This is a genomic window from Intrasporangium sp., assembly GCF_030452765.1.
GTDB lineage: Bacteria > Actinomycetota > Actinomycetes > Actinomycetales > Dermatophilaceae > Intrasporangium_A.
Map to the genome: position 1 here is coordinate 1 of NZ_JAKDLO010000137.1, position 12,718 is coordinate 12,718.

At 70.3% G+C, this 12,718-nt stretch carries 11 protein-coding genes; 10 read left to right on the forward strand and 1 reads right to left on the reverse strand.

The features are described from left to right. Positions 1 to 326: 326 nt before the first annotated feature. Entirely contained in the window at positions 327 to 761 is a 435-nt protein-coding gene (locus tag L0H79_RS15785; protein WP_301485587.1) for a metallopeptidase family protein, read from the reverse strand. Between the two features lie 84 nt (positions 762 to 845). Between L0H79_RS15785 and L0H79_RS15790 the strand changes: the two genes are divergently transcribed. The 10 genes from L0H79_RS15790 to L0H79_RS15835 all read left to right on the forward strand — a co-directional run bounded on the left by L0H79_RS15790 (position 846) and on the right by L0H79_RS15835 (position 12,508). After that, on the forward strand, positions 846 to 1,247 hold the full coding sequence (locus tag L0H79_RS15790; RefSeq protein ID WP_301485588.1) for a DUF3499 domain-containing protein: 402 nt from the start codon (positions 846 to 848) through the stop codon (positions 1,245 to 1,247). A gap of 17 nt (positions 1,248 to 1,264) precedes the next feature. Next, positions 1,265 to 2,692: a phosphomannomutase/phosphoglucomutase gene (locus L0H79_RS15795; RefSeq protein WP_301485589.1), complete on the forward strand. Its 1,428-nt coding sequence runs from the start codon at positions 1,265 to 1,267 to the stop codon at positions 2,690 to 2,692. Beyond that, on the forward strand, positions 2,689 to 2,880 hold the full coding sequence (locus tag L0H79_RS15800; protein WP_301485591.1) for a Trm112 family protein: 192 nt from the start codon (positions 2,689 to 2,691) through the stop codon (positions 2,878 to 2,880). The genes L0H79_RS15795 and L0H79_RS15800 overlap by 4 nt, the downstream gene beginning before the upstream one ends. 8 nt (positions 2,881 to 2,888) lie before the next feature. Beyond that, a complete protein-coding gene (locus tag L0H79_RS15805) occupies positions 2,889 to 4,049 on the forward strand; it encodes an SIS domain-containing protein (protein WP_301485593.1) in 1,161 nt (386 codons plus the stop codon). Positions 4,050 to 4,059: 10 nt separating this feature from the next. Continuing rightward, entirely contained in the window at positions 4,060 to 5,463 is a 1,404-nt protein-coding gene (locus tag L0H79_RS15810; protein ID WP_301485594.1) for a mycothione reductase, read from the forward strand. Between the two features lie 165 nt (positions 5,464 to 5,628). Then, the gene (locus L0H79_RS15815) at positions 5,629 to 6,573 is read left to right on the forward strand and encodes a DUF808 domain-containing protein (protein WP_301485595.1); all 945 of its coding nucleotides are present in this window, start codon (positions 5,629 to 5,631) and stop codon (positions 6,571 to 6,573) included. A gap of 111 nt (positions 6,574 to 6,684) precedes the next feature. Further along, positions 6,685 to 8,121, forward strand: coding sequence for an adenosylhomocysteinase (gene ahcY / locus L0H79_RS15820; RefSeq protein ID WP_301485596.1), 1,437 nt, complete (start codon positions 6,685 to 6,687; stop codon positions 8,119 to 8,121). 201 nt (positions 8,122 to 8,322) lie between these two features. After that, on the forward strand, positions 8,323 to 9,000 hold the full coding sequence (mtrA, locus tag L0H79_RS15825; RefSeq protein WP_301485598.1) for an MtrAB system response regulator MtrA: 678 nt from the start codon (positions 8,323 to 8,325) through the stop codon (positions 8,998 to 9,000). 2 nt (positions 9,001 to 9,002) lie between these two features. Beyond that, on the forward strand, positions 9,003 to 10,685 hold the full coding sequence (gene mtrB, locus L0H79_RS15830) for an MtrAB system histidine kinase MtrB (RefSeq protein ID WP_301485599.1): 1,683 nt from the start codon (positions 9,003 to 9,005) through the stop codon (positions 10,683 to 10,685). Continuing rightward, complete coding sequence (locus tag L0H79_RS15835) at positions 10,682 to 12,508, forward strand: GerMN domain-containing protein (protein ID WP_301485600.1); 1,827 nt, start codon at positions 10,682 to 10,684, stop codon at positions 12,506 to 12,508. Before mtrB ends, L0H79_RS15835 begins: the two co-directional genes overlap by 4 nt. Positions 12,509 to 12,718 lie beyond the last annotated feature (210 nt).

The following is a 12,718-nucleotide window of genomic DNA, read 5'->3' on the forward strand; positions in this document are numbered from 1 at the left end:
GATCGAGAGTGCAGTTCTCGGGATCGAGAGTGCAGTTCTCGGGATCGAGAGTGCACGGGGTGGCGGCGTGGATCGGGCGCGTGTCGCCGCGCCTCTGATCGAGAGTGCACTTGTTCGCGTCGAGAGTGCACCACTGACCCATCAAGTGCCACCCCCCTTGCAGGGAACTGCACTGTCGATCGGAAGTACTGCACGCTGGATGAGCAGCGCTGCACTGTCGATCGGAAGTACTGCACGCTGGATGAGCAGTACTGCACTGTCGATCGGAAGTACTGCACGCTCGATGAGCAGTGCTGCACTGTCAATGACCTACCAGGTCACGGGTCTCACTCGCCGAAGCCGGGGTCCAGCTCCTCGGGCCGCACGCCGAGCAGGCCGGCGACCTGCTCGGTGACGATGTCGGCGACCAGGGCGGCCACCTCACGCGAGCCGGACGCACGCGTCTCGACGGGCCGGCGGTAGACCACGATCCGGGCCGGACGCCCACCGTTTGCCGGTAGGAGCCGCCCGAGCGGCACCTCGGCATGTTCCCAGGGGGCTGGACCGCGAGGGACGTCCTCGACGGCGAACTCCACGGCCGGAAACGCTCGCCCACAGGTCGACTCGAGCCGGGCCGCCGCGTCGAGGACGAAGTCGTCGAACTCGTCACGGCGGCTGCGCATCGCCGGCACCGGGGGCCACGCGAGCGGTCCACGAGGGCCGCGGCCGTGGCGGTCCCGGCGCCGCGAGATCCGGGAGGTCTCCGGCAACGAACGGCTCACATCTGGCACTCTAGTTCTCGCTGCGGCCAGGGACACGGCGTGGTGCGCCGCCGCGCCGCAGGACCGGGTCTAGAGTGGGCGACCGTGGGCCTGCGACGGGGTTGTTCCAAGACGGCGTGCAGGCGCATCGCCGTCGCGACCCTCACGTATGTCTACGCCGACCGGGCGGTGGTGGTCGGGCCGCTGGCGACCTACGCCGAGCCACACACGTACGACCTCTGCCTCGAGCATGCCGAGCGGATGACCGCGCCGCGCGGCTGGGAGGTCGTGCGACTCGACGGCGACTACACCGAGCCCGAGCCCGGCGGCGACGACCTGCTCGCTCTCGCCGAGGCCGTTCGCGAGGCGGGGCGACCCCTCGCCCGGCGCCACCCCGGCGTGCAGGCGGGCCTCCCGCCAACCGGTGCGGCGGCCGAGGTGCGAGCCGAGGCCGGGGTCGTCGAGACCGCGCGCCGTGGCCACCTGCGGGTCCTGCGTGATGGCTGACCACTAGGGTCGTCCCCGTGGTCTCCCTGTCCGACTTCGTCAAGGCCTATGACGTCCGTGGGCTGGTGCCGGAGCAGCTCTCGCCGGAGGTGGCCCGCGCTGTCGGGGCCGCGTTCGCCGAGGTCGTCGTCCTGCCCGATCACCAGTCGGGGATCGTCGTCGGCCACGACATGCGTCCGTCCTCGCCGGAGCTGTCCACCGCCTTCGCCGACGGCGTCACCTCACGTGGTGTCGACGTCGCCCTGCTCGGACTGACTTCCACGGACGAGCTCTACTACGCCAGCGGCGCGCTGGACCGGCCCGGTGCCATGTTCACCGCGAGCCACAACCCGGCCCGCTACAACGGGATCAAGCTCTGCCGCTCGGCGGCTCGCCCGATCGGCCGGGAGACCGGACTGGCGGAGATACGCGACCTCGCCCAATGGCTCCTCGAGCGCCCGACCGGACTGTTCACACCGCCCACGGGCCGTGGCACCGTCGAGGTGCGGCAGGTCCTCGCCGACTACGCGACCTTCCTGCGCTCACTCGTCGACCTGAGCGGCATACGACCGCTCAGCGTCGTCGTGGACGCCGGCAACGGGATGGGCGGCCACACCGTCCCCGCCGTCCTCGGGACCGCAGCCGGGCTGCCCAAGCTGCCTGTCACGGTCATCCCGCTCTACTTCGAGCTCGATGGCACCTTCCCCAACCACGAGGCCAACCCGCTCGACCCTGCCAACCTGGTCGACCTCCAAGCCGCGGTGACCCGGCACGGGGCCGACCTCGGGCTCGCCTTCGACGGCGACGCCGACCGGTGCTTCGTCGTCGACGCTGCCGGCCAGCCCGTCTCGGCCAGCGCGATCACGGCTCTCGTCGCCACCCGCGAGATCGGGCGGGCCCGGGCGGCCGGCGACACGGACATCCGGGTCGTGCACAACGTCGTCTCGAGCCGTGCCGTCGCCGAGGTCATCCGCGAGCACGGCGCTCAGCCCGTCCGGGCCCGGGTGGGCCACTCCTACATCAAGGCCGACATGGCCAGCACCGGCGCAGTGTTCGGCGGGGAGCATTCGGCCCACTACTACTTCCGTGACTTCTGGTTCGCCGACACGGGCATGCTTGCCGCGTTGCACGTCCTCGCCGCGCTCGGCGAGCAGGACGCGCCTCTGGCGTCCCTGGTCGCCGGCTACGAGCGCTACGTCAGCTCGGGTGAGATCAACAGCACCGTCGAGGACGCAAGCGCCGTGCTCGACGCGCTCCGCGCCTGGGCGACCGTGCGTGGTGCCGACATCGACGAGCTCGACGGGCTGAGCGTCACCGTCCCGGAACCGGTCGAGCCGATGTGGTGGTTCAACGTGCGCGCCTCCAACACCGAGCCTCTCCTGCGGCTCAACGTAGAGGCCGCCGATCGTGAGACGATGGTGCGCGTCCGGGACGAGATCCTCGGGCTGATCCGCGGAGGAGCATGAGCGTGAGCGAACACATGATTGAGCCGTGGTTGCGCGAGATCCTGCGGTGTCCACGCTGCAAGGGACAGCTGACTGATGCCACCGGCGACGACGGTGTCGAGCTGCAGTGCTCGAGCTGCCGGCTCGGTTACCCTCTCGACTCCGGAATCCCGGTCCTCCTGGTCGACCTGGCCCGCCCGCTCGGCTGACCCCTGCCGTGTTCGACGACGCGCTCCTCGACGACATCGACGCGATCGAACGGCTCGACCGGCGCGAGGTGCTGCGCGCTCTCGCCACCTCCGGCGCCCAGGTCCGTGTCTCGGCCCGGGCAGCGGCCGAGGCAGGCCTGGCGCGGCTGGCCGACATGCAACCGCGTGGTGTCGTGGTCGCGGCCACCGGTGGTTCCGGTGCCGTCGGCGGCCTCTTCGACACGGTGACTCGCAAGCACAGCGCGGTGCCGGTCCAGACCTGCCGCTCCACGCCACTGCCGGCCTGGGTCGGTGCCTACGACCTGGTCATCGCCGTGTCCCAGTCCGGCCGGGCCGCCGGCACTCTCGCTCTCGCCGCCGAGGCAGCGCGGCGCGGCGCGAACCTGCTGACCGTCGGCGTCGGGAACTCGCCCCTCGCCGAGGTCTGCGCCCGTGCCCACGGCACCCACGTCCCGATCGACGGGGCGGGGTCGAGCTCGCGGGCGGCCCTGTGGGCCCAGGTAACTCCGGTCCTCATGGCCGCCGATGCGCTCGGGTTGGCCGCGATCGGTCGTGACACCATCGAGGCGCTCGCCGACGTCCTCGACGACCAGGCCCGTCGGCTCGGCCCCCGGGTCGAGTCCTGGGACAACCCGGCCAAGACCCTCGCGGCCGAGGTGTCCGAGTCGATCCCGATCCTGCTCGGGTGCGGGCCGCTCGGGGAGTCCGCCGCCCGCCGCGCCACCGCGATGTTCGGACGGACCGGTCGGGTTCCCGTCGCCCACGGGGTCCTGCCCGACGAGGCGTCGCAGATCGTCGCGTGCTTCGACGGCCCGCTCGCCGGCGGCGAGAGCGAGGACCGGGCTGTCGGGGACATCTTCGCCGACCCCTTCCTCGACGGGGCGACGAGCCGCCCGCTACGGCTCATCGTGCTCCGGGACGCTTCCGCGGACGGCAGCGGCTATGCGGCCGTGACCGACACGGTCATCTCGGCCGCCGAGGACGCCGGCGTGCGCGTCTCCGTGATCGACGCGACCGCTTCCGACCCGCTGCTGCGCCTGGCACACCACGTCGCCCTGACCGACTTCGCGGCGACCTATCTGGCGCTCGGGCTCGGCTACGACCCCGGTGACTCGAGGCACGTCCGCCTGCTGCGCGACGCCCGCGCCCCCGCCGACCCGGAGCCGTAGGCTGCGGGGCGTGACCGAACACTTCGACCTCGCGATCATCGGGACCGGCTCCGGCAACTCGCTCGTCACCCCCGACTTCGACGACAAGCGCGTCGCCGTCATCGAGTCGGGCACTTTCGGGGGGACCTGCCTCAACGTCGGCTGCATCCCCACGAAGATGTTCGTGTATGCCGCTGAGGTGGCCGACAGCTCGCGCGGCGCCTCCCGCTACGGCGTGGACGCGCAGGTCTCCGCGGTGCGATGGCGCGACATCCGGGACCGGATCTTCGGCCGGATCGACCCGATCGCGGCGAGCGGACGGGACTACCGCGTGGACGGCCCGAACACGACGGCCTATCTGGGCCGGGCCCGGTTCACTGCATCGCGAGACCTCACCATCGCCTACCCCGACGGGCGCACCGCGGAGCTGACCGCGGACCAGGTCGTCATCGCCACCGGGGCGCACGCCGTGGCGCCTTCGGTCATCGCCGGGTGCGGTGTGCCGTTCCACACGTCCGACACGATCATGCGGATCGACGAGCTGCCGGAGCATCTCCTTGTCGTCGGGGGTGGGTTCATCGCCGCCGAGATGGCCCACATCTTCGGTGGGCTGGGCTCGCGCGTGACGGTCATCGCCCGGGGGCCAAGGCTGCTCCGGCATCTCGACTCCGAGATAGCCGAACGGTTCACCGAGGTTGCCCGGGACCAGTGGGACGTCCGCACCGGGACGACGGTCATGCGTGCGGGCGGCACCGAGGGCGAGATCACCCTGGACCTGTCCGACGGCACCTCCACCTGCGGCGACCTGCTCCTCGTCGCGACCGGTAGGGCCCCCACCACCGCGGACCTCGCACTCGGCAGGGCCGGCGTCCGCACCCACGTGGACGGCCGCGTCGTGGTCGACCAGTACGGTCGTACCGGGGCGCCCGGCGTCTGGGCCCTGGGTGACTGCTGCTCGCCCTACCAGCTCAAGCATGTCGCTAACGCCGAGGCTCGGGCGGTCGCGCACAATCTCGCCCACCCGGAGGCTCTGCGCCCCTTCCCGCACCGCAACGTCCCCTCGGCCGTATTCAGCTCACCGCAGATCGCGACGATCGGACTGACCGAGGATGAGTGCGTCGCCCAGCACCGGCCTCATGTCGTCAAGGTGCAGGCCTACGGCGACACCGCGTACGGCTGGGCGATGGAGGACACGACGAGCGTGTGCAAGGTGATCGCCGACCCGCACACCGGCTCGCTGCTCGGCGCGCATGTCATGGGACCGCAGGCGTCGACGCTGATCCAACCGCTGGTACAGGCCATGTCGCTCGGCACGCCGGCGCGGGTGGTCGCCAGGGACCAGTACTGGATCCACCCGGCCCTGGCCGAGGTCGTCGAGAACGCCCTGCTCGGCCTCGAGAACAGCGAGCCGTACGTGACGTCGCCGACCCACTGAGGAGGCCGCATACACGAGAACCGCGTTCGAGGTGTCTTGTCGTGGTGGATGACCCCCGCAGCGCCACGAGGCCTGCGTTCGTCGGTTCTCGTCGTCCCGGCTCGCGCGGGTACGCGAGGCGCCGAGCACATGACAACGAGCACATGACAACTAGGATCTGTCCCCATGGCAGTTGGACTGGTCGCGCTCCTCGATGATGTCGCCGCTCTGGTCAAGCTCGCGGCCGCGTCCGTCGACGACGTGGGAGCAGCGGCCGGCCGCGCCAGCGTCAAGGCCACCGGCGTCGTCGTCGACGACACCGCCGTCACGCCCCGCTACGTGCAGGGACTGGCGCCCGAGCGAGAGCTGCCGATCATCAAGCGGATCGCGGTCGGCTCGCTGCGCAACAAGATCGTCATCATCCTGCCCGTCATCCTGCTGCTCAGCCAGTTCATCCCCTGGCTGCTGACGCCGCTGCTCATGATCGGCGGGGCCTACCTGTGCTTCGAGGGGGCCGAGCGCATCTGGGAGGCCGCGTCGGGACACCACGAGGAGAAGCCACCGGCCGGCGCCGCCGCGAGCCAGGAGGAGGCCGTTGTCTCGGGGGCGATCCGGACCGACTTCATCCTGTCGGCCGAGATCATGGTCATCGCCCTGAACGAGGTCAGCGCCGAGGCGTTCTGGACTCGTGCGGCTGTCCTGGTCATCGTGGCCCTGCTCATCACCGCGCTCGTCTACGGAGTCGTCGGACTCATCGTCAAGATGGACGACATGGGTCTGCGGCTGGCTGCAAACGAGTCCTCGGCACTCCAGCGGACCGGTCGGCTCCTCGTCAAGGGCATGCCGGTCGTGCTCCAGGTGCTCTCGACCGTGGGAATCGCCGCGATGCTCTGGGTCGGCGGCCACATCCTCGTCGACGGGTTCGACAAGCTCGGTTGGCACGGGCCGCTCGCCCTCATCCACGTTCTCGAGGAGACCGGGCACGCCGTGCCGGGAGTCGGCGCGATTCTCGGCTGGCTGATGGGCACCATCGGCTCGGCGATCTTCGGGCTCGTGGTGGGCGCCCTGATCGTCGGCCTGCTCCACCTCGTGCCCCGGCGAGGGTCCGCGCAGGAGACCTCTCGCAGCTGACCGTCCAGGCTGCCCGCTAGACTGGACGATCGCCGGCGTGGGTGATGACCCGCGAACGCCCAGATGGGCTGCGCCGGGTCTGCACACCACCACGGACGGAAGGGACCATCCATGTCCTTCGACTTTCAGGTTGCCGACCTGTCGCTCGCAGAGGCCGGGCGCCACCAGCTGCGTCTCGCCGAGCACGAGATGCCAGGCCTCATGGCACTGCGCGAGGAGTATGCCTCGAGCCAGCCGCTCGCCGGCGCGAAGATCGCCGGGTCGCTGCACATGACGGTCCAGACGGCCGTCCTCATCGAGACGCTGACCGCGCTCGGCGCCGAGGTCCGATGGGCCTCGTGCAACATCTTCTCCACCCAGGACGAGGCGGCCGCAGCCGCCGTCGTGGGGCGGGGCGGCACCCCTGAGGACCTGCAGGGCGTGCCGGTCTTCGCATGGAAGGGCGAGACCCTCGCGGAGTACTGGTGGTGCACCAACCAGATCCTGACGTGGCCGGACGGCGACGGGCCCAACATGATCCTCGACGACGGCGGCGACGCGACGATGCTCGTGCACCACGGCGCCGAGTGGGAGAAGGCCGGCCAGGTCCCGGCAGCGACCGAGGACGACCCCGAGGAGTTCGTCGTCTTCAAGGACCTCGTCCGGCGCACGATCACCGAGGATCCGCAGAAGTGGACGAGGATCGCTGCCGGCATCAAGGGTGTCACCGAGGAGACGACGACGGGTGTGCACCGGCTCTACCAGCTCGCCGAGACCGGGGACCTGCTCTTCCCCGCGATCAACGTCAACGACTCGGTGACCAAGAGCAAGTTCGACAACAAGTACGGCTGTCGGCACTCATTGATCGACGGACTCAACCGGGCGACCGACACCCTGATCGGCGGCAAGGTCGCCGTCGTCTGCGGTTATGGCGATGTCGGCAAGGGGTGCGTCGAGTCGCTGGCGGGTCAGGGCGCGAGGGTCGTCGTCACCGAGGTCGACCCGATCTGCGCGCTGCAGGCGGCCATGGAGGGCTACCAGGTTGCGCGGCTGGAAGATGTGCTGCACGTGGCCGACCTGTTCATCACGACGACCGGCTGCCTGGACGTCATCCGCGCCGAGCACATGGAGCAGATGAAGGACAAGGCGATCGTCGGCAACATCGGCCACTTCGACAACGAGATCGACATGGCCGGCCTCGCCCGGATCCCGGGTGTGGTCAAGACCCAGATCAAGCCGCAGGTCCACGAATGGACGCTGCCGTCGGGCAAGAGCGTCATCATCCTGTCCGAGGGCCGGCTGCTCAACCTCGGCAACGCGACCGGGCACCCGAGCTTCGTGATGAGCAACAGCTTCAGCAACCAGACGATCGCCCAGATCGAGCTGTTCACGAAGACGGACGCCTACGAGCGGCAGGTGTACACCCTGCCGAAGGCGCTCGACGAGAAGGTCGCCCGGCTGCATCTCGACGCGCTCGGCGTGCACCTGACCGAGTTGACCAAGAGCCAGGCCGAGTACCTCGGTGTCGACGTGGCCGGGCCGTACAAGCCGGAGCTCTACCGCTACTGACTGCATCCCGGCTACGGCTGCGGGCGTGAGGTATGCCGCCCAGCGCACCCCGCTGAGCGGCATACCTCACCGGGTGTCCGGTCAGGAAACCAACGAGCCGGCCGGGGCGTTGACGACGCGGGTTCGTGCCCCCGCATATGTGATGATGTGGGCGGAACGGCAGCGCCCCATGGGACAGGGACGCCGCGGAGGGAGAACAACGTGAAGGGTAGGGTTCTGGTCGTCGACGACGACCTGGCTCTCGCCGAGATGCTCGGCATCGTGCTGCGCAACGAGGGCCTCGAGGTCAGCCACGTGGCTGACGGCGCCGAGGCACTCGCTGCCTTCCGAGAGACCCAACCCGACCTGGTGCTGCTCGACGTCATGCTGCCCGGGCTGGACGGGATGGAGGTGTGCCGGCGCATCCGTGCCGAGAGCGGGGTGCCGATCGTCATGCTCACCGCTCGCACCGACACCGTCGATATCGTCGTGGGACTAGAGTCCGGAGCCGACGACTACGTCGTCAAACCGTTCAAGCCGCAGGAGCTCATCGCCCGGTTGCGCGCCCGGCTGCGTCGTGGCGACGAGCCGGCCCCGGAGCGGCTCACCATCGGTGACCTCGAGATCGACGTTGCCGGCCACTCGGTCAGGCGCGGTGGTGCAGCGCTCTCCCTGACCCCGCTCGAGTTCGACCTGCTGGTCGCGCTCGCCCGCAAGCCGTGGCAGGTGTTCACCCGAGAGGTCCTCCTCGAGCAGGTGTGGGGCTACCGCCACGCCGGGGACACCCGCTTGGTCAACGTGCACGTCCAGCGTCTGCGATCCAAGATCGAGCACGACCCGGAGCACCCCGACATCGTCGTGACCGTGCGTGGTGTCGGCTACAAGGCAGGTCCCACCTGACCATGGGCCAGCAGCCTGGACGACGCGGGCTCACCCGGCGGGCCGAGTCCGCGGTACGCCACGGCTGGGAGCAGGTCCGCCACCTCTGGCGGTCTTCCCTCGGCTTCCGCGTCGTCATCGTGACGATGTTGCTCGGCGTGCTGGTGCTCGGCGCAGTGGGCACCTACCTCTACGGCGCGATCGCGCAGGGCCTCGTGGACAGCCGGCAGAAGATCGCTGCCGAGGACAGCCTGCGCCTCGCCAAGGACGCGCAGCGCCAGATCCTCTTCACGGACCAGACCGAGTCGATCGCCCAGATCACGCAGTTCGCCACCGAGCTGGTCAAGTCCTACCGTCAGGACGCCGGCAACGAGCGGCGCTACGTCGTCCTGGCTCGCACCGACAACAACACCTCGCCGGTATCGATCGGCCCGATCGAGAGCAACGAGATCGGGTTGCGCTTCATCCCGCAGAGCCTGCGCCAGGCCGTGTCGGAGTCACCTGATCGACAGCACCTGCAGGTGGCGACGATCGAAGAGGACGGCCACGAGATCTCCGCGGTCATCGTGGGCCAGCAGGTCGACCTGCCGCTGGCCCGCACCTACGGCCTCTACTTCATCTACCCGATGGACCGTGAGCAGCAGATCATGGGACTTATCGGGCAGACGTTCGTGCTCGGCGCGGTGGCTCTTGTCCTGCTAGTCGGTGCGATCGCCTTCGTCGTGACCCGCCTCATCGTCGACCCGGTTCGTCGAGCCGCTGGGATCGCCGAGCGCTTCGCCGAAGGGAACCTCGGGGAGCGGATGCACGTCAAGGGCGAGGACGACCTCTCCCGGCTCGCCTCGTCGTTCAACGCCATGGCAGCCTCCCTGCAACAGCAGATCGCCCAGCTCGAGAACCTGTCCCGGGTCCAGCAGCGCTTCGTCTCCGACGTGTCGCACGAGCTACGCACGCCGTTGACGACCATTCGGATGGCCGGCGACCTCATCCACGACTCCCGCAGCGACTTCGACCCCGCGGTGGCGCGTTCCGCCGAGCTGCTCCGCGGCGAGCTCGACCGCTTCGAGCTGCTCCTGGCCGACCTGCTCGAGATCTCCCGGTTCGACGCGGGCGTGGCGGTGCTGGAGATCGAGGCCACCGACCTTCGGGTGTGCGTCGAGCATGTCGTCGATGCCCTTCGCACCCTCGCCGAGCGCAAGGGCAGCACGCTTGTGGTGTCCCAGCCCGACGAGCGGGCCGCCGCCGACATGGACTTCCGACGCATCGAGCGGATCCTGCGCAACCTCGTCTCCAACGCGATCGAGCACGGGGATGGCCACCCGATCGAGATCGCCGTCGGGCAGAACGACTCCGCGGTTGCCGTGACGGTGCGTGATCACGGCATCGGCCTGGGTCCCGGTGAGGCGGCCCTCGTGTTCACCAGGTTCTGGCGGGCCGACCCGGCCCGGGCCCGGACGACCGGCGGTACCGGCCTCGGGCTCGCGATCGCCCTCGAGGACGCTCGCCTGCACGCCGGTCGGCTCGAGGCGTGGGGGGCACCTGGCGAGGGCTCCTGCTTCCGCCTCACCCTGCCGAGGAAGGTGGACTCGACGATCACCAGCTCGCCGTTGCCGCTCGCCCCCCTCGTCGAGACCGACGGCGTGGCTGCGGCAACCGTCAGTCCCGCACAGGTCGGCACGATCGCGCCGCGAGAGCCGAACCGATGAGCCTGCGCAAGCGACTGGTCGCGGCAGCCCTGTCGGTGGTCGCGGTCCTCGGGGTGTCGGCCTGCGGTGGCCTGCCCGGAGACGGCCCGGTCCTCGAGGGCCGCCGGCTCGACGACCCGATCGGCGATCCCGTCCGCGTGCTGCCGCAGGGACCCGTCGACGGCGCGAGCCAGGAACAGATCGTGCTCGGCTTCATCCGGGCGAACGAGGACGTCGACGAGAGCCGGGAGACCGGCAAGGCCTACCTGGCTCCGCAGTCGCCCGACCTGTGGCGGTGGACGAGCGCAGATGTCATCGTCTATGACACGGCTGACGACCTCAAGGTCAAGCGCCTCGGCCCGGAGGAGGTCGAGGTCTCGACTGTCGCGGTCGCACGGGTGTCCGCGGACGGTCGCTACGTGGATCTGCCCGCACGCACCCGGACAACGGTCACCTTCGGCCTGACGAAGGTCGCGGGTCAGTGGCGGATCCAGCTGCCCCGCACCGGCTTCGGCCTCTGGCTCGACTCGGCGGCCTTCGACCGGCTGTACGAGGCCCGCCGCATCTACTACGTGACCCCGAGCGGGCGGCTCCTGGTATCCGACATCCGGTGGTTCCCGAGCGGGTCCCGGATGGTCACCACTCTCGCTCGGGCGCAGCTCGCCGCGGTGCCCGACTACCTCGTCGGCGCAGTCCGCACGGGCGTGCCGACGGGGACCAAGCTCTCGGTCAATGCCGTCCCGGTCAACAACGGGCGTGCTCAGGTCAACCTCACCGAGGCTGCGCTCAAGGCAGACCCCATCGAGCGCAGGGCGATGTGGGCCCAGCTGGCGGCGACGCTCGGGCAGGTCCCGGCCGTCCAGGCCGTCGGTCTCGCCGTGGAGGGTGTCGAGCTCGAGATGCCGGGCATCGGCACCTGGGTCTCAGACCCGGGCGAGCTCGGCTACGGGAGGGCTCCGGCGAGCAGCTACGACACCGCTCTGGTGCGCGCCGGGACGACGTTCTCGCGTGTCGACCCACGGGCCATCCCGGACAGCGACGCCGTCCGCAAGCCTGCCGACACCGACCAGCAGGCGGGGGACCCCACCTCGATCCCGACGGAGTGGACCCGGCTGGCCCTCTCGGTGGACGGCAAGGAGGTCGCGGCCCTCAGGCAGGACCAGACCGAGCTCTCCCGGTGGCGCGGTGGCCGCTGGAAGGTGCTGCCCCCCTTTGCCACCGTGCTGGCCTCTCCGACCTACGACACCTCGGGCTACCTCTGGGTCGGCGGCATCGCCCCCGACGGCAAGGGCGGGCTCTGGGCCACCCATACGGACGCGTCGACTGCGAACAAGGCGCCGCAGCGGGTCGCCGCGCACTGGCTGTCCGGGCGTCGGGTCACCGCCATCGCACTGTCCCCCGAGGGCGCGCGGTTGCTCGTCATCTCGACCGACGCAGCGGGTCACGACGCGAGGCTCGATGTCGCCGGCATCATCCGTGCCCCGAGCGGTGAGCCGACCGGGCTCTCGGCACCGTGGCGGCAGGGTCAGCCGCTGACTCGCCTCCGTGACGTCGTGTGGCTCGACGGCGACTCGTATGCCGTGCTCGGCCGGATCAGCCCGAAGGACCCGGTTCGGCCGTGGACCGGGACGGTCGGCGGGGGGCTCGACGGGATCCGTCGCCAAGGCAGGGCCGACCCACAGGACACCCGCCTCGCGGCAGTTCCGGACGCGGTCTCCATCACGACCGTCGGCGGTGCGCGGGGGATCATGATCGTCACCGGCGATGGGCAGGTGCTGGCACGGGCGGGTCGAACCTGGCCAGTGGTCGCGACCGGCACCGACGTCCTCGTCCCGGGCCGCTGACTCCTCCTCGAGCCCCGGCGATCCACATCCATCTGGCCGGTATGCCGCTCGTCAACAGGGCGCGCACGCCGCCCTGCGGGCCGGACGCGTCCCGGTCTGCACTGGGGAGGTGCCGTTCCGCCTGTTGCTCGACCTCGTCCTGCCCGTCGAGTGCGCCGGTTGCCACCGCCCCGGATCCCGGTGGTGCCGGCGCTGCGACCAGGCCCTCGG